Below are 17,339 nucleotides of genomic sequence, written 5' to 3'. Positions count from 1 at the left end.
CCGGGATTGTCAGCACTCAGTGCAAGGCTTGCTCAGCCTTCTGGATCGCCGCGAATTCTTCTTCCGGCGTGCCTGCTACCAAGTGATGTCGACTGTAGAACGCAAAGTAAGCAATTAACACTCCATAGATGACGGCGGCACCGATTACCACCCGTGGATCGACCAGGAAGCCCGCCACCACGGCAATGCACGCCAGCACCAAGGCCACGCCGGAGGTGAAGATGCCGCCCGGTGTGCGGTACGGCCGGTCCATTTTGGGGCGGCGAATCCGCAAAGTGATGTGCGCGGCCATCATCAGCACGTAGGAAATGGTTGCGCCGAACACCGCCACTAGAATAAGCAGATCGCCCTGACCGGTCAGCGACAGGCCGAAACCGATGATGCCGGGAATCACCAGCGCCAGGACCGGTGCCTTGCTCTTATTGGTTTCGGACAGTTTGCGTGGCAGGTAGCCGGCCCGCGACAGCGCGAAAATCTGTCGCGAGTAGGCATAAATGATCGAGAAGAAACTCGCGATCAAGCCGGCAAGGCCCACGAGATTGACGAAACTGCCCATCCAGGTCGAGCCGCCATAAGCCTTGCTCAACGCTTCGACCAACGGGTTGCCAGAGGTCAGCAGCGAGTTGGCGCCTGCACCGCCAGGGCCGACGATCAGAATCAAAAGGGCAAACATGAGCAGCACCAACATGGCGCCGATCAGACCGCGCGGCAGGTCACGCTTGGGGTTCTTGGTTTCTTCTGCTGCCAGCGGCACACCTTCAACGGCAAGAAAGAACCAGATCGCATAGGGGATCGCTGCCCAGACGCCGACATAGCCGAATGGCAGAAACGGACTGGCGCCCGCTGCGGCGGTGACCGGAATGTCGAGCAGGTTGGCGACGTCGAAGTGCGGAACCATCGCCACCAGAAATACCCCCAGCGCCAGCGCGGCAATGGCCGTAATGACGAACATCAGCTTGAGCGCCTCGCCGACGCCGAAAATGTGGATGGCAATGAAAATGATGTAGAAGGCCAGATAGATCATCCAGCCGCCGATGCCGAATAGCGACTCGCAGTAAGCGCCGATAAACACCGCGATGGCCGCTGGGGCAATGGCGTACTCGATGAGGATCGCGGTGCCGGTGAGAAACCCGCCCCACGGCCCGAAAGCACTGCGCGCAAAACCGTAGCCACCGCCGGCGGTGGGGATCATCGAAGACAACTCGGCCAGAGAAAAGCACATGCACAGGTACATGGTGGCCATCAGCAGCGTCGCCAGAAACATACCGCCCCAGCCGCCTTGTGCGAGACCGAAGTTCCAGCCGGCGTAGTCACCGGAAATGACATAGGCAACGCCCAGACCCACCAGCAGAACCCAGCCGGCGGCGCCTTTTTTCAGTTCGCGTTGTTGAAAGTAATCCGATCCGACTTTTTCGAAGTCGACAGAAGCGCCGGACGCCGGAGCGCCAGCCGGGGATTCGCTAGGCATAGGGTTCACCGTTCTTATTGTTGTATTGGCCCGGCTTTTTTGCCGGTGGGTAGCATGATCGTCCCCACGCTCTGCGTGGGGATGCCTCAACGGACGCTCTGCGTTCGGCTTTGGCGGGACGCGGAGCGTCCCGGGCGGCATTCCCACGCAGAGCGTGGGAACGATCAGTGCTGCAGGTTTAGAAGAAGCCCAACGGATTGATGTCGTAGCTCACCAGCAGGTTTTTCGTCTGCTGGTAGTGATCGAGCATCATCTTGTGGGTTTCACGGCCAACGCCGGACTTCTTGTAACCACCAAACGCGGCATGCGCCGGATACAGGTGATAGCAGTTGGTCCACACCCGCCCGGCCTTGATCGCCCGGCCCATGCGGTAGGCGCGGTTGATGTCGCGGGTCCACAGGCCGGCGCCGAGGCCGAACTCGGTGTCGTTGGCAATCGCCAGGGCTTCGGCTTCGTCCTTGAAGGTGGTGATGCTCACCACCGGGCCGAAGATTTCTTCCTGGAACACGCGCATCTTGTTGGTGCCCTTGAGCAGGGTCGGCTGGATGTAATAGCCGGTCGACAGGTTGCCCTCGAGTTTTTCTACCTTGCCGCCAGTCAGCAGCTCGGCGCCTTCGCCCTTGGCGATTTCCAGATACGAAAGAATCTTGTCGAATTGCTGCTCGGACGCCTGCGCGCCGACCATGGTGTCGGTGTCCAGCGGATCGCCGCGTTTGATTTGCAGGACCTTCTTCATGACGACGGCCATGAACTCGTCGTAGATCGATTCCTGCACCAATGCGCGGGAAGGGCAGGTGCAGACTTCGCCCTGGTTGAAGAAGGCCAGCACCAGACCTTCAGCGGCCTTTTCGATAAAGGTCGGTTCGGCCTGCATGATGTCTTCGAAGAAGATGTTCGGCGACTTGCCGCCCAGTTCCACGGTGGACGGAATGATGTTCTCGGCGGCGCATTTCATGATGTGCGAGCCGACCGGGGTCGAGCCAGTGAAGGCGATTTTAGCGATGCGTTTGCTGGTGGCCAGGGCTTCGCCGGCTTCTTTGCCGTAACCCTGAACAATGTTCAGCACGCCCGGTGGCAGCAGGTCGCCGATCAGTTCGACCAGCACGGAAATACCCAGCGGAGTCTGCTCGGCAGGCTTGAGCACCACGCAGTTACCCGCTGCCAGGGCTGGCGCCAGTTTCCACGCGGCCATCAGGATCGGGAAGTTCCACGGGATGATCTGACCGACCACGCCCAGTGGTTCGTGAATGTGATAGGCCACGGTGTTGCCGTCGATTTCGGCAGCGCTGCCTTCCTGGGCACGGATGCACCCGGCGTAGTAGCGGAAGTGGTCGGCGGCGAGCGGGATGTCAGCGTTGAGGGTTTCGCGGATGGCTTTGCCGTTGTCCCAGGTTTCGGTGATCGCCAGCAGTTCGAGGTTCTGTTCGATGCGGTCGGCGATTTTCAGCAGGATCAGCGAGCGCGCCTGCACGGAGGTCGCGCCCCACGCGTCGGCTGCGGCGTGGGCGGCGTCCAGTGCCTTATCGATGTCTTCGGCAGTTGAACGCGGGAATTCGGCAATCGGTTGGCCATTCACTGGCGAGGTGTTGGTGAAGTACTGACCTTTGACAGGCGCGACGAACTCGCCGCCGATGTAGTTACCGTACTTGGCTTTGAACGAAACTTTGGCGCCTTCAGTACCGGGGTGAGCGTAACGCATGATGATGTTCTCCTTGGCTTTGTACTTATTAGAGAAACGCGCAAGTGCGCTTGCTATAAGCGTAGAGCAAAGGTCGGGCCACTGCCGTGCAGGTCAGGCAAATCAAGGGCTTGGCAGATTTTTGTCGGACGAGTGGATTGTGTCTGTGACGGTTTCGGTACAGGTGGGGTGACAGTTTGTACCGTTTCTGGCACAGCCGGTGACCGGGCAGTCTTGCCAGCATTGCAATGGTGCTTGAGCTGGAGGATGCTCAGCCAACAGCAACCCCTGTAGGAGCTGCCGCAGGCTGCGATCTTTTGATCTTGATCTTCAAAAATACAAGATCAAAAGATCGCAGCCTTCGCCAGCTCCTACACGGGGAATATGGAGAACAATAAGAAATGCACGACAACCATTTGAGTCGCCATGCCCAGCAGGTCCTCACCGTCAGTCAGGGCAAGCCGCACCTGCACGGGCCCGGCGCCGATCCGTCGATTGCGCGCTCCTGGCTTCGCTGCCTTGAGGACTATCACCTCGACCCGGCGCTGAGCATGGCGCCGACCGTGCTCGAACACGGGCGCGTCCTCGAAAGCCGCGAGCGTCTGCAACAGGTTCTGCAGATCGCCGGCAACGAAATGAGCAGCCTGCATCAACAGCTCTCCGGCGCCGGCCACGCGGTGCTGCTGACCGACGCGCGCGGGGTGATCCTCAACTGCGTCACCGCACCCGCCGAGCGCAAGATCTTCGAGCGCGCCGGTTTGTGGCTCGGCGCTGACTGGAGCGAGGCCTGCGAAGGCACCAATGGCATCGGCACTTGTCTGGTCGAGCGTCAGGCGCTGACGATTCATCAGGATGAACACTTTCGCGGCCGTCATACCGGCCTGACCTGTTCGGCGAGCCCGGTGTTCGACCCACACGGTGAATTGCTCGCGGTCCTCGACGTGTCCTCGGCCCGCCACGACGTCTCGCGGCAGAGCCAGTTCCACACCATGGCGCTGGTCAATCTGTCGGCGAAGATGATCGAGAGCTGCTACTTCCTGCGCTGTTTCGATAACCAATGGCTGCTGCGTTTCCACTTGCAGGCCGAGTCGGTCGGGCTGTTCAGCGAAGGCTTGCTGGCGTTTGACGGGGAGGGGCGGATCAGTGCGGTCAATCAGAGTGCACTGAACCTGCTCGGGCATATTCGCGGAGGATTGCTCGGTAAACCGGTCGAAGCGTTCTTCGATTGCTCGCTGGATGAACTGCTCGGTCGCGCCAGCGCCAATGCCAGCGCCAGTTGGCCGCTGCACACCCGCGACGGCCGGCATCTGTTCGCGGTGTTGCGCGGTGAGTCGCGTAAACCGACGCCGCTCATGCAGGCGGCAAAACCAATAGCAGCGCCACGACTGTCCGGGATCTGTCTGGGAGACGCCGCGCTGCAAGCCGATTTCCGCAAAGCCCTGCGGGTGTTCGAACGGGACGTGCCGCTATTGGTCAATGGCGAAACCGGCTCGGGCAAAGAAGCGTTCGCCAAGGCTGTGCATCAGGCCAGCCAGCGCTCGAGCAAAGCCTTCGTCGCTCTCAATTGCGCGGCCATTCCTGAAAGCCTGATCGAGAGCGAATTATTCGGCTATCGCGGTGGCAGTTTTACTGGCGCACGCAAGGACGGCATGCGCGGCAAGTTGCAGCAGGCCGATGGCGGCACTTTGTTCCTCGATGAAATCGGTGACATGCCGCTGGCCTTGCAGACACGGTTGTTGCGGGTGCTGGAGGATCGACAAGTGGTGCCGATCGGTGGCGAACCGGAGTCGGTCAACGTGCGGATTATCAGTGCGACGCACCGCAATCTGCTGGAGCGGGTCGCCGATGGCAGCTTCCGCGAAGATCTGTATTACCGGCTCAACGGGCTGGAAGTGGCACTGCCTGCGCTACGCGCGCGCAGTGATAAATCGCAATTGCTGGATTTTTTGCTGGCTGAAGAGGCGGGCGGCGATACGATCATGATCGACGAGGCGGCGCGTCAGGCGTTGCTGGCATTCAACTGGCCGGGCAATGTGCGGCAGTTGCGCAATGTGCTGCGTACATTGGCGGCGTTGTGTGATGAAGGGCGGATCGGGATTGAGGATTTGCCGGTGATGATTCGGCAGGGGAGTCCGGCAGTACGAGCGGTGGATGAATCCGATCATCCGCTGGAAGATGCCGAGCGGTCGGCTCTGCTCAATGTGCTGGAGCAAACTCGCTGGCACATGACCCATACGGCGCAGCAACTGGGGGTCAGCCGCAACACTCTTTACAGGAAGCTGCGTAAGCATGGGATTGAGCGGCGAGTCAGTTAGAAGGCCCTCACCCTAGCCCTCTCCCAAAGGGAGAGGGGACTGACCGCGGTGTTCTGCCAATTTACGCCGACCTGAAATATCGAGCCGAACTCAGGATTTGAAAACAACCGAGATCGGCTCCCTCACCCGTCGAAAAGTGGACTGGCCGAGTCAGATCTACTGATCTAAGCCGATCTGAAATATCGAGCCGAACTCAGGATTTGAAAGCAACCGAGATCGGCTCCCTCTCCCGTCGAAAAGTGGACTGGCCGAGTCAGATCTACTGATCTACGCCGACCTGAAATATCGAGCCGAACTCAGGATTTGAAAACGACGCAGATCGGCTCCCTCTCCCTCTGGGAGAGGGCTGGGGTGAGGGCGGTAGTCTGCAGTCGAGTCGAGATGTTACGGCCCACCCACCCCGCCCCTCACCTAAAGAGTGCGATTTCCCCCTCCCTACGCTAACCTGCGGCCATGTTTTACGAGGTCGACTATGCACATTCATATTCTGGGTATCTGCGGGACTTTCATGGGCTCGATGGCGGTGCTGGCCAAAGAGCTGGGCCATCACGTGACCGGCTCCGACGCCAACGTCTATCCACCGATGAGCACGCAGCTTGAAGCCCAAGGCATTCAACTGACGCAAGGTTACGACCCGGCGCAACTCGATCCGGCACCGGATCTGGTGGTGATCGGCAACGCCATGTCCCGCGGCAACCCGGCGGTGGAGTATGTGCTGAACAAAGGCCTGCCGTACGTTTCCGGCCCGCAGTGGCTGGCCGATCACGTGCTGCAAGGTCGCTGGGTGCTGGCCGTCGCCGGCACCCACGGCAAAACCACCACCAGCAGCATGCTCGCCTGGGTGCTGGAACACGCCGGCATGAGCCCGGGTTTCCTGATCGGCGGTGTACCGCAGAACTTCTCGGTGTCCGCACGTCTGGGCGGTACGCCGTTCTTCGTGATCGAGGCTGACGAGTACGACAGCGCGTTTTTCGACAAGCGCTCGAAATTCGTTCACTACCGCCCACGCACTGCGATCCTCAACAACCTTGAGTTTGATCATGCCGACATCTTCCCGGATCTGCCGGCAATCGAGCGGCAATTCCATCACTTAGTGCGGACCATCCCGAGTGAAGGTCTGGTTATCCACCCGACTACCGAGCCGGCGTTGCAGCGAGTGATCGAAATGGGCTGCTGGACCCCGGTGCAGACCACCGGTGCCGGCGGTCAGTGGCAGGTCAAACTGCTCAGCGAAGACGGTTCGGCCTTCGAAGTGATGTTCGAAGGCGTGTCGCAAGGCACCGTCGAATGGGAGCTGACCGGTCAGCACAACGTTGCCAACGCCTTGGCGGCTCTGGCGGCTGCGCGTCACGTGGGTGTAGTGCCATCGATGGGCATCGCCGGCTTGAGCGCATTCAAGAACGTCAAACGGCGCATGGAGAAAGTCGCTGAAGTACGCGGCATCACCATCTACGACGACTTCGCCCACCACCCGACCGCAATTGCCACCACCCTCGACGGTTTGCGCAAACGCATCGGCGACGCACCGCTGATCGCCATCATCGAACCGCGCTCCAACTCGATGAAGCTCGGCGCCCACCGTGACGGTTTGCCGGACAGCGTGGTCGATGCCGACCAGGTGATCTGGTACGCCCCGGCCAACCTCGGCTGGGACCTGGCCGGCACCGCCGCGTTGTGCACCGTGCCGTCGATTGTCAGCGATTCGCTGGAAGGCATTATCGAACGCGTGAAGAGTCAGGCTCAGCCCGGCACACACGTGGTGATCATGAGCAACGGCGGCTTCGGCGGCCTGCACGGCAAACTCGCCGAGGCGCTGCAATGAACACTTTTTCGCAGGGCAACGGCCCGGAGCGCATCACACTGGCGATGACCGGCGCGTCCGGTGCACAGTACGGTCTGCGCCTGCTCGATTGCCTGGTGCGGGAAGATCGCGAAGTGCACTTTCTGATCTCCAAGGCTGCACAACTGGTGATGGCCACCGAGACCGATGTCACGCTGCCGCCCAAGCCGCAGATGATGCAGGCGTTCCTCACCGAATACACCGGGGCGGCCGCCGGGCAGATCCGCGTGTACGGCAAGGAAGACTGGATGTCGCCGGTGGCCTCGGGCAGCGGCGCGCCGGCAGCGATGGTGGTGGTGCCATGTTCGACGGGCACGTTGTCGGCCATTGCCACCGGCGCCTGCAACAACCTGATCGAGCGCGCCGCAGATGTCACTTTGAAGGAGCGTCGCCAGTTGATTCTGGTGCCGCGCGAGGCGCCGTATTCGAGCATTCATCTGGAGCACATGCTCAAGCTGTCGAACATGGGCGTGACCATTCTGCCGGCCTCGCCGGGTTTCTATCACCAGCCGCAGACCATCGATGACCTGATCGATTTCGTCGTGGCGCGGATTCTCAATCTGCTCGGTATTCCCCAAGACATGCTGCCGCGTTGGGGTGAGCATCATCTGAGCAGTGATGAATAAGCTGCTGGTGATCGGGCTGGCGTTATTGATGAGCGGGTGCGCCACCGCGCGCACGCTGGATGCAGCCAAACCGGGAGCCCCGGTGGTGTATTCCGGGACGCGGCTGGATTTGTATGCAATGAATGGCGGGTGTTGCGCGATGGACCGATTCGGGGCTGAGGCGCCGAGCTATCCGGGTGTGGATCTGCCGGGGAGTGCGTTGCTCGATACGCTGTTGTTGCCGTTGTCATTGCTGACGGTGATCGGCGTGAGTTTTCAGGCAACAGGCGGATTGTAGTTAGACAGATCGTTCCCACGCTCCGCGTGGTAACGCCTCCGGTGACGCTCTGCGTCACGCTTTGGGACGCAGAGCGTCCGTGGCTGCATTCCCACGCAGAGCGTGGGAACGATCATGCGGCGGAAGATTATTTGCCGAGCTTGCGCAAATCATCCGACTCAATCACCCGAACCCCGTCCTGTTCTTCCAGCGCCAACCGCCACATCGCCCGCGCCAACTGGCAGGCCTCGATGCCACGGTATTTACCCGGAATCAGCTTCGACAGCGGCCCGGCCAGTTGCTCGGCCAGACGCGGCTCCGTGCGTTCACCCAATAACAGCGATGGCCGGCAAATGGTCAGTTGCGGCCAGTCCTGCGCACGCAAGGCCTGCTCCATTTCGCCTTTGACCCGATTGTAGAAAACCGATGATTTTGGATCCGCGCCGATTGCGCTGATCACAATCAGGTGCCGCGCGCCCATCTCCCTTGCGCGTTTTGCGAAGGCCACCACCATGTCCAGATCTACGGCGCGAAACGCGGCTTCCGAGCCGGCCTGTTTGATCGTGGTACCGAGGCAGCAGTAGGCGATATCGACACGGCCACTGAGTTGCGGCAGAAACGCCTGCGGATCGCCGACCGGGTTTTCCAGGTGCGGATGTTCGGCCAATGGTCGACGCGAAGGGGCGAGCACGCGAGAAATCGTTGGCTCGTTGAGCAAACGGTCGAGTAGATGTTCACCGGTCAAACCGGTGGCTCCGGCAAGCAATACGTGCTGAGGCGTCAAGTACATAGTGTCTCTCCCTTGATACTGTTCAGCTTAGTTGCTCTTTATCGCTCCGTCGTTCAATGCAGCACTTTGCAAAGCTTTTCTTGCTTGCTGTTTACGCAGCAGTTGCCAGTGCGACAGCACGGTTTTCGGCGCCCAGATCTGCGGCTCCGAGGCTTCGAAATTGTCCGCCAGCTCGCGCTCGGCAACGGTGGCCTTGGCCAGCTTGAAGGCTTGCTCCAGATCATCGGTCTGGTTCAGCGCCTGGGCGAACAGCGCGTCGCCGAAGTAGGTGAAGTTGGCTTCTTCGGAACAGCCGAAGGACACCCGGTCGGCGCGCGAGGCGGTCATGATCAGCGTGCGTTCGTCTTTCAGTGCCGGGATGAAACCGCCGGAGTAGCAGGATGAAATGACGATGATCTTGTCACGGTTTTTCAGCGGTGCCAGCACGGCGGCGAGTTCGTCGGCGGGCAGGTCGGCCAGTTCCATGCGCGGCTGGTCGAGGACCAGTTCATGTTCGGCGGTGCCGTGGCTGGTCAGGTAGATGAACAACAAATCTTCCGGGCCACTGCGCTCGGCGAGGGTTTGTGCGGCGCGGCGCAGGTTCTCGCGGGTGGCCATCGGCCGGTCGCCGAGGTGATCGCGGTGGTTGACCAGCCGGATCTGGCCGTAAGCGCCGAAGCGTGTGTTGAGCATGTTGGCGACGTAGTCGGATTCACGCAGGAATACGCTTTGCTTGCCGTCGCCGCCGAGGGTCAGGGTGTACAACTCGACCGCCGGGGTCGACGCAGGGATGGCGGCCAATGCGTCTTCAAGCAGGCGGCCCTGAGCAAGCAAACCGAGCTCAAGTGTATCGGGCAGCAACTTGCCATCGGCATCGCGTACACGCTGGCCGTTGATCCAGCTGCCGCTCATGACGCTGCCATCGGTCAGCACCAATGTGCCGCGCCCGGAATAACTGTCGTTGTCGAAACCGCCGATGTAGAAACTGCCGTCAGACAGGTTCAAACGGCCCGGGCCGCTGAAGCGCCAGTCGCTGAACGAGCCGATGTAATGGCTGCCGTCGGCGCCGATCAATTCGCCCTTGCCGGTCAGCGCGCCTTCTTTGAACTGGCCAAGCCAGACATCGCCGTCAGCGTTTTCGTAGCGACCCTTGCCGTGCAACTGGTTGTTCTTGAAGCCACCGACATAGATGTCGCCGTCGGCGCTGTTGAAGGTGCCGTTGCCCTCCAGCTGACCGTTGACGAAATGCCCGGTGAACGAGTTGCCGCTGGAATCGCCGCGTTGGCCTTCGCCGTTGGGTTTGCCGTGGGCGAACTGGCCTTGGTAGGAGCTGCCGTCGTCCATCTCCAGGCGACCGAGCCCGGAATACTGATCAGCCTTGAACTCGCCCCGGTAGGTCATGGCGTTTTCTTTCAGCGTCCCTTCGCCGTCGCGCCGGCCCTGTTTGAAACCGCCGGTGTAACTGCTGGCGTTGGTGGTCAGGCTGCCCTGACCGTCGAACAGCCCAAGCTGGAACTGGCCGCGATAGACCTCGCCATTGCTGCCGTGCCATTCGCCCTGACCATGCCATTGGCCCTTGTCGAACTGACCGGCGTACCAACTGCCATTGGGGTAGTCGACGCGCCCCTGACCTTGCAGCAAGCCATCGACCAGTTCACCGCGATAGCGTCCGCCATCCGGCAGGCGCGCATCCGGCGGCAACAGCGATTCGCCGTCGCCGCAAGCGGTGAGCATCAGGGTCAGGGCAATGGGTGCAAGGGAAGCGAGTGAGCGCATAGCGGGATCCGGGCAATTAGGCGACCGAGTATGCCGTAGCTATGCGTCGCATAAATAGAGACATGACGCGAAACAGCGTGCGCTGCTTCGCATCCGGAACGATCAGACGAAGCAGAGCGACAACGGCTCGGCGATGTAGGCCGGTTTTTCCGAGCCTTCTATCTCCAGCGTTGCGGTCGCTTTGAGCAGCCACTGGCCGGGTTTTTTCTCGGTCACTTCACCCAGATCGACCTTCAGGCGAACTTTCGAATTGACCTTCACTGGCTGGATGAAACGCACACTGTCCAGACCATAGTTGACCACCATCTTCACGCCTTGCGGCAGGATCAGGATGTCTTCCATCAGTTTGGGGATCAGCGACAACGACAGGAAACCGTGGGCAATGGTGCTGCCAAATGGCGTTTGCGCGGCTTTGATCGGGTCGACGTGAATGAACTGATAATCCCCGGTGGCTTCGGCGAACAGGTTGATACGCTCCTGGTCGATGGTGAGCCATTCGGAACGTCCGAGTTCCTTGCCGACATAATCTTTGAGCTCTGCAACGGGAACATAGGGCATTGAGACTCTCCTTGGGTTCATCGATTTTATAGTTTTTCAGGTGGGGGATTTGACCGCCCTGCGAACCACTGTAGATCATCATGGCGATTTGCTCCGGTCAACCGACCATGCTTTTGGCGAATGCCGATCCATAGCGCAGGCGTGCTTATAATGCGGGCGTTGAACGGGAGAGAGACGGGGAGAGAAGTCGGATGTTGTTACGAGGCCTGACCATGCTGGTGCTGTTTCAATTGCTCGGCACGGCGCTCAATCACGTGTTGTTGCCAGTGCTGCCGGGGCCGATCATCGGTCTGCTGTTGTTGCTGATTTTCCTGATTGTTCGCGGTGAAGTCGGCGAGCCGCTGAACCTCGCGGCCGGCAGTCTGTTGCGTTATCTACCGCTGCTGCTGGTGCCTCCGGCCGTCGGCGTGATGGTATATGCCACGGCGATCGCGGCCGATTTCTGGGCGATTGTCGGCGCGTTGGTGGTGTCGCTGATCCTGTCGATGGCCTTTGCCGGCGTGCTGATGCAACGCATGGTCAAGCGTCACGCGCACCGGTCGGAGGAGTCCTGATGCTCTTCGACTGGCAAGGTGCCTGGGCTTCGGTCATCCATCACCCGCTGTTCGGCATCGGCATCACCCTCGGTGCCTATCAACTGGTGCTGGCAGCGTTCGAGAAAACCCGCTGGATCTTTCTGCAACCGGTGCTGGTCTCCATGTTGTTGGTCATCGGTGTGCTGGTTGGCTGCGGCCTGACCTACGCCGAGTACCGCAAGAGCACCGAGATCCTCAGTATTCTGCTCGGCCCGGCCACGGTGGCGCTGGCAGTGCCGCTGTATCTCAACCTCAAACGCATTCGCCAATTGTTCTGGCCGATTTTTACTACGCTGGTGATAGGCGGAGTAGTGGCGACCGGCATGGGCGTATTGCTGGGCTGGTGGTTTGGCGCTGATCACATGATCCTGATGACCATGGCGCCGAAGTCGGTAACCTCGCCGATCGCAATGCTGGTGGCCGAACAGATCGGTGGCGTCGCGGCGCTGGCAGCGGTGTTCGTGTTGATCACCGGGGTGATCGGGGCGATCTTTGGCCCGGCGCTGCTGACTCGCCTCGGCGTGAACAGTCCCGAAGCCCGCGGCATGGCGCTGGGCATGACCGCACACGCCGTCGGCACCTCGGTGGCGTTGCAGGAGAGCGATGAATGCGGTGCCTTCGCGGCGCTGGCAATGAGTCTGATGGGCGTGGCCACGGCGGTGTTCCTGCCGTTGGCGGTGTCGATGGTGGTGTAAGGAAATGTCTATGAGCTTGCCGCTTTTCCCGCTGAACACAGTGCTGTTTCCCGGCTGCAACCTCGACTTGCAGATCTTCGAAGCGCGCTACCTGGACATGATCGGCCGCTGCATGAAGCAGGGCGGTGGCTTCGGCGTGGTGTGCATTCTTGAAGGCAGCGAAGTCGGTCTCGCGCCGGAAGGATATGCACTGGTCGGCTGCGAGGCGCGAATCACCGATTTCCAGCAGCAGGACAACGGCCTGCTGGGAATTCGCGTGCAGGGCGGGCGGCGTTTCAATGTATTGCGCACTGAAGTGCAGCGCGATCAGTTGATCCTCGCCGACGTCGAGTGGCTTGACGAAGAGCCCGAGCAACCGCTGCAGGACGAAGACGCCGACCTGGTTGCGCTGCTCAAAGCGTTGGCGGAACACCCGATGGTTGAAGCCTTGAACATGGGCACCGAAGCGCTCGGCCAGCAGTCGCTGGCCAATCAGCTTGCGTATCTGTTGCCGTTCGCCGAAGAAGACAAGATCGACCTGCTGCAGCTCGACGATCCGCAGCAGCGACTGGATGCGATCCAGGCGCTGCTCGATGAGCTGCAGGGCGAGCTGTTTGCCTGAAACATCGTAAAAGATCGCAGCCTTTGGCAGCTCCTGCATGACGAACACATGAACACATGTAGGAGCTGCCGAAGGCTGCGATCTTTTGACGTTCAATACGCGTAACGCAACATCGTGTTTGGCAAATGCCGAAACACAAACAGACTGAACAACACCACCAGCGCCGGCAAAATCAGCCACCAGACCTTGAACGGCATGGCGTTCAGTGGCTGTTTACGCTGGCTCAGCCACAACCCCGCCGCACACACGCACGCCGCCAACATCGCCCCGGCGAGGATGTCCGTCGGCCAATGCGCCCCCAGATAAACCCGCGACAAGGCAATCGACAGCGCCGGAATGCAACCGACAAACAGCCAGGTCAGGCGCATGCGCGGCGGTTGCCCGCGGCCCGCCAGAACGGCCAGTACCAGGAACAGCGCAAACGAGCCGGAAGCGTGGCCGCTGGGCATGCTGTAACTGGTCAGCGGATCACTCAGCACTTCCGGGCGAACCCGGGCGAAAAACATCTTGGTGCCGGTGTTCAGCAGCGCTGTGCAGAGCAACACGCCGCCGGCGAAAATTGCCTGGCGCCATTGCCGGCACAGCAGCAACAGACCGGTGAGCAGGGCGCTGAACATCAGCATGTTGCGGAATTCGCCGATAAGGGTGAACGTCACGGCGATTTCATCGAGCATCGGCTGGCGATGTTCCTGCACCAGCGTCATCACGCCTTGGTCGAGCGCGGTGAGGTACGGGTAGCCACTGAACAGACCGATCAGAATCAGCAGGCTCATGCTGCTGATCCAGATCGTTGCGCGGCGATGGCGGCGCAGGCTGCTGTTGACACTCAGACCGACCATGACGGCGATGCTCGCCGCGACAATTCCGGCTTGCAGCCAGAAACCTTCCGGCAGCGGCAAACGGATCGCCGCGCCCGTGGCCCAGCCTGGCAGCAGATAAGCGAGGCTCCAGCCAGCGGCGGCCAGTAAACTGACGGCGGCGAAACGCGGGAAGGGCATGTCGCACATGCCGGCAACCATCGGCAGCATCGGCCGTAATGGACCGATAAAACGCCCGACCAACAGGCTGGCGATGCCATAACGCTGGAAATAGCTTTCGGCGCCGGCCATCCATTCCGGGTGATGGCGCAAGCCTGGCAGGCGCCGGATGTTCTGGTGGAAGTGGCGGCCAAGGAAATACGAGATCAAATCGCCGAGAATCCCGCCGAGGAAGCCCAGCAGCAGGGTTTCGCTCAACGATAGCGCGCCACTGCCGGCCAGTACCGCCACGGCAAACAACAACACCGTGCCGGGCACGATCAAACCGGCAATCGCCAGGCATTCCACACACGCGACGATGAATACCGCGGCGGCCAGCCACTGCGGGTTGGCTGCCAGCCAACCGGTTACGCTATCGAGCCATGGGCCCATACCAACAAACTCCAAACCATTGATGATCCCCCTGTAGGAGCTACCGAAGGCTGCGATCTTTGCTTTTCAAAAGATCAAAAGATCGCAGCCTTCGGCAGCTCCTGCATGAGTGTGTGTTTACAGCAAAAAATAATCCCGGCCTTCGACCTGACCGCGCCGCAGCGGGTTTCGCGTGCACCATTGCGCATAAGTGGCATCGACGAAGCGGTACATCAGGTGTTCATCACGACCGTGGGGAATGCCCAGTCGCGTGGTTTGAATAATCTGCGAGGGCGCCGGGCCGGTGTCTTCTACCAGAAGTAGTTCATGATCGAAACGCTTGGCGTCCCACACTGGCACCTTCAAGCCCAGCGCTTTGCACAGCAATGTCTGCCCGGCGCAGAGCTTTTGCGACGGCCGCGGTCGGCCCTGCGCATCCGGATTATTCACCAGCATCTGCGCCAGACTCGCCGGCCCGCTGACTTCATCGACCCACGGATAGGCCGATTTGATCAATACGGCATTACCCGGCCCTTGCGCGCTGAAGTTCAGCGAATCGCCGCCACGGGCGTAATACATATAAATGTGGCCGCCATCCAGAAACAAAGCCTTACGCTTTTCCGTGTAGCCAAGGGACGCGTGGCTGCCTTTTTCCGCGCAGTAATACGCTTCCGTTTCGATGATCCGCGCGCTGAGCCACAGATCGCCGACGCGATGACGGATGACTTTACCGAGTAATTCTCTGGCCAGCACTTGGGCGTCCCGGTCAAAAAAAGCGTCCGGGAGCCCCAGCGGCAGGCGTTCGGCGTGGGAGCGAACAGTCAGGTTGGACATGGCAGACAAGGTTTATCCAGGCTGAAGAGGTCGTGATGATAACAATGCGCGGCTTAATTACGCCTGAACGTCGGCGATTCGCGGCTCATTTTGACCATCCGCCCGTCACCGCTGTTAGTCCCGGGACGCGACAGCTATAATCTGCCGCTTTCCTCTTTGCCAAGACCCCAGCAGACCATGACTGAGTCCGTTCTTGACTACATGACCCGATTGGGTCGCGCCGCCCGCGAAGCTTCGCGGGTCATCGGCCGTGCCAGCACCGCGCAGAAAAACCGCGCCTTGCAGGCTGCTGCCAATGCCCTCGACGCTGCGCGCGCCGAGCTTGCTGCAGCCAATGAACAGGATCTGGCTGCCGGTCGCGCCAATGGTCTGGAGCCGGCATTGCTGGAGCGTCTGGAACTGACCCCGGCGCGTATCGACGGCATGATCGTCGGCCTGCGTCAGGTGGCTGCGTTGCCGGATCCGGTCGGTGCGATCCGCGACATGAGCTTCCGTCCGTCGGGGATTCAGGTCGGCAAGATGCGCGTGCCGCTGGGCGTGATCGGGATCATCTACGAGTCCCGGCCGAACGTGACCATCGATGCCGCCAGCCTGTGCCTGAAGTCCGGCAACGCGACGATCCTGCGCGGCGGCTCCGAAGCGATTCACTCCAACCGCGCGATTGCCGCGTGCATTCAGCGTGGTCTGGCCGAGGCTGAATTGCCCGCCGCCGTGGTGCAAGTGGTCGAAACCACCGACCGTGCCGCCGTTGGTGCGATGATCACCATGCCCGAGTACGTCGATGTCATCGTGCCGCGCGGTGGCCGTGGCCTGATCGAGCGCATCAGCCGTGACGCCCGCGTGCCGGTGATCAAACACCTGGATGGCATCTGCCACGTTTACGTCAGCGCGCACGCCGATCTGCCGAAAGCCCAGCGCATCGCCTTCAACGCCAAGACTTATCGTTATGGCATCTGCGGTGCGATGGAGACGCTGCTGGTCGATCAGACTGTTGCCAAGGATTTCCTGCCGTCGATGGCTGCCCGGTTCCGCGAAAAAGGCGTCGAGCTGCGTGGCTGCGAACGCACCCGGGCGATTATTGATGCCGTTGCGGCCAGCGAAGAAGACTGGGGCACCGAGTACCTGGCGCCGATTCTGTCGATTCGCGTGGTCGACGGTCTGGATCAGGCCATCGAACACATCAACCATTACGGCTCCCATCACACCGACTCGATCGTCAGCGAAAACCTCGCCGACACCCGCCGGTTCGTGGCGGAAGTCGACTCGGCGTCGGTGATGATCAACACCCCGACGTGCTTTGCCGATGGATTTGAATACGGATTGGGTGCCGAGATCGGCATTTCTACTGATAAGCTGCACGCCCGCGGCCCGGTGGGTCTCGAAGGATTGACCTGCGAGAAGTACATCGTGGTCGGTGATGGCCAGTTGCGCGGCCAGGCGACGGTCTGACTTGTCCGACCTCGACCTGACAGCGCCGCAGCCCGGCAGCGAAACCCGTCCGCGACGCATTGGTGTCTTGGGCGGGACGTTCGACCCGGTGCACATCGGCCATTTGCGTGGTGGGCTGGAAGTCGCCGAAGCGTTGGCGCTCGACGAGTTGCGCCTGATGCCGAATGCGCGGCCGCCACATCGCGGTACGCCGCAGGTGTCGGCGCAGGATCGGTTGGCAATGGTCGAGTGCGCGGTGGCCGGAGTGCCGCCGCTGGTGGTGGACGCCCGCGAACTGCAGCGGGACAAACCGTCCTACACCATTGATACCCTGGAGTCGATGCGCGCTGAAATGCCCGCCGAGACCCAGGTTTTTCTGCTTTTGGGCTGGGACGCATTTTGCGGCCTGCCCACTTGGCATCGCTGGGAAGAGTTGCTCCAGCATTGCCACATCCTGGTGCTACAGCGCCCGGACGCCGACAGCGAACCGCCGGATGCCTTGCGCAACCTGCTGGCAGCGCGTTCGGTGAGC

The 17,339-nt window shown here is 60.9% G+C and carries 16 protein-coding genes; 9 read left to right on the top strand and 7 right to left on the bottom strand.

Annotated elements, in window-relative coordinates; all coding sequences use genetic code 11:
* Nucleotides 1-16 precede the first annotated feature (16 nt).
* Entirely contained in the window at nt 17-1,468 is a 1,452-nt protein-coding gene (eat, locus tag ACIPIZ_RS16745) for an ethanolamine permease (protein WP_150648526.1), read from the bottom strand.
* 178 nt (nt 1,469-1,646) lie between these two features.
* Complete coding sequence (locus tag ACIPIZ_RS16740) at nt 1,647-3,167, bottom strand: aldehyde dehydrogenase family protein (RefSeq protein WP_064392159.1); 1,521 nt, start codon at nt 3,165-3,167, stop codon at nt 1,647-1,649.
* Between the two features lie 380 nt (nt 3,168-3,547).
* Here ACIPIZ_RS16740 and ACIPIZ_RS16735 point away from each other — a divergent pair, with 380 nt between their 5' ends.
* The 4 genes from ACIPIZ_RS16735 (at nt 3,548) to ACIPIZ_RS16720 (ending at nt 8,204) form a co-directional block, all read left to right on the top strand.
* Nucleotides 3,548-5,461: a sigma-54-dependent Fis family transcriptional regulator gene (locus ACIPIZ_RS16735; protein WP_401166153.1), complete on the top strand. Its 1,914-nt coding sequence runs from the start codon at nt 3,548-3,550 to the stop codon at nt 5,459-5,461.
* A 472-nt stretch (nt 5,462-5,933) separates the two neighbouring features.
* Nucleotides 5,934-7,283 (top strand): UDP-N-acetylmuramate:L-alanyl-gamma-D-glutamyl-meso-diaminopimelate ligase, encoded by a 1,350-nt coding sequence (mpl, locus tag ACIPIZ_RS16730; RefSeq protein ID WP_007909560.1) that lies wholly within the window; start codon nt 5,934-5,936, stop codon nt 7,281-7,283.
* On the top strand, nt 7,280-7,927 hold the full coding sequence (gene ubiX, locus ACIPIZ_RS16725; protein WP_053124202.1) for a flavin prenyltransferase UbiX: 648 nt from the start codon (nt 7,280-7,282) through the stop codon (nt 7,925-7,927). Before mpl ends, ubiX begins: the two co-directional genes overlap by 4 nt.
* Entirely contained in the window at nt 7,920-8,204 is a 285-nt protein-coding gene (locus ACIPIZ_RS16720; RefSeq protein WP_401166151.1) for a YceK/YidQ family lipoprotein, read from the top strand. Before ubiX ends, ACIPIZ_RS16720 begins: the two co-directional genes overlap by 8 nt.
* 127 nt (nt 8,205-8,331) lie before the next feature.
* On the opposite strand, the gene ACIPIZ_RS16715 is transcribed toward ACIPIZ_RS16720, so the two are convergent.
* From ACIPIZ_RS16715 to ACIPIZ_RS16705, 3 genes are all read right to left on the bottom strand, one after another.
* A complete protein-coding gene (locus ACIPIZ_RS16715) occupies nt 8,332-8,973 on the bottom strand; it encodes an oxidoreductase (RefSeq protein ID WP_053124198.1) in 642 nt (213 codons plus the stop codon).
* A gap of 27 nt (nt 8,974-9,000) precedes the next feature.
* Nucleotides 9,001-10,728 carry a C13 family peptidase gene (locus ACIPIZ_RS16710; protein ID WP_401166150.1) on the bottom strand — a complete coding sequence of 576 codons (1,728 nt, stop codon included), beginning with the start codon at nt 10,726-10,728 and terminating at the stop codon, nt 9,001-9,003.
* Between the two features lie 102 nt (nt 10,729-10,830).
* Entirely contained in the window at nt 10,831-11,286 is a 456-nt protein-coding gene (locus ACIPIZ_RS16705; RefSeq protein ID WP_150648522.1) for a MaoC family dehydratase, read from the bottom strand.
* Nucleotides 11,287-11,477: 191 nt separating this feature from the next.
* Here ACIPIZ_RS16705 and ACIPIZ_RS16700 point away from each other — a divergent pair, with 191 nt between their 5' ends.
* From ACIPIZ_RS16700 to ACIPIZ_RS16690, 3 genes are read left to right on the top strand one after another with little or no spacing between them, the layout of a single operon-like run.
* Entirely contained in the window at nt 11,478-11,840 is a 363-nt protein-coding gene (locus ACIPIZ_RS16700) for a CidA/LrgA family protein (RefSeq protein WP_064390754.1), read from the top strand.
* Nucleotides 11,840-12,556: an LrgB family protein gene (locus ACIPIZ_RS16695; protein ID WP_122853734.1), complete on the top strand. Its 717-nt coding sequence runs from the start codon at nt 11,840-11,842 to the stop codon at nt 12,554-12,556. The genes ACIPIZ_RS16700 and ACIPIZ_RS16695 overlap by 1 nt, the downstream gene beginning before the upstream one ends.
* A 10-nt stretch (nt 12,557-12,566) precedes the next feature.
* The gene (locus ACIPIZ_RS16690; RefSeq protein ID WP_064390752.1) at nt 12,567-13,157 is read left to right on the top strand and encodes an LON peptidase substrate-binding domain-containing protein; all 591 of its coding nucleotides are present in this window, start codon (nt 12,567-12,569) and stop codon (nt 13,155-13,157) included.
* 92 nt (nt 13,158-13,249) lie between these two features.
* Here the strand turns inward: ACIPIZ_RS16690 and ACIPIZ_RS16685 are convergent, their stop codons facing one another.
* Together ACIPIZ_RS16685 and ACIPIZ_RS16680 are read right to left on the bottom strand one after the other, a co-directional pair.
* Nucleotides 13,250-14,566 carry a bifunctional DedA family/phosphatase PAP2 family protein gene (locus ACIPIZ_RS16685; RefSeq protein WP_064390751.1) on the bottom strand — a complete coding sequence of 439 codons (1,317 nt, stop codon included), beginning with the start codon at nt 14,564-14,566 and terminating at the stop codon, nt 13,250-13,252.
* 117 nt (nt 14,567-14,683) lie between these two features.
* Nucleotides 14,684-15,379 carry a DNA-3-methyladenine glycosylase gene (locus tag ACIPIZ_RS16680; protein WP_105708254.1) on the bottom strand — a complete coding sequence of 232 codons (696 nt, stop codon included), beginning with the start codon at nt 15,377-15,379 and terminating at the stop codon, nt 14,684-14,686.
* 177 nt (nt 15,380-15,556) lie between these two features.
* On the opposite strand from ACIPIZ_RS16680, the gene ACIPIZ_RS16675 reads away from it, so the two are divergent.
* Nucleotides 15,557-16,828: a glutamate-5-semialdehyde dehydrogenase gene (locus ACIPIZ_RS16675; RefSeq protein WP_105708257.1), complete on the top strand. Its 1,272-nt coding sequence runs from the start codon at nt 15,557-15,559 to the stop codon at nt 16,826-16,828.
* The coding region (gene nadD / locus ACIPIZ_RS16670) for a nicotinate-nucleotide adenylyltransferase (RefSeq protein ID WP_401166146.1) at nt 16,797-17,339 on the top strand (543 nt) is incomplete at its 3' end. The genes ACIPIZ_RS16675 and nadD, both read left to right, overlap by 32 nt.

Source organism: Pseudomonas sp. NPDC087690 (assembly GCF_044743175.1).
In the GTDB taxonomy this organism is placed as follows: domain Bacteria; phylum Pseudomonadota; class Gammaproteobacteria; order Pseudomonadales; family Pseudomonadaceae; genus Aquipseudomonas.
The sequence above is the reverse complement of the archived record's forward strand: the minus strand, read 5'-3'. Positions and strand labels throughout refer to the sequence as shown.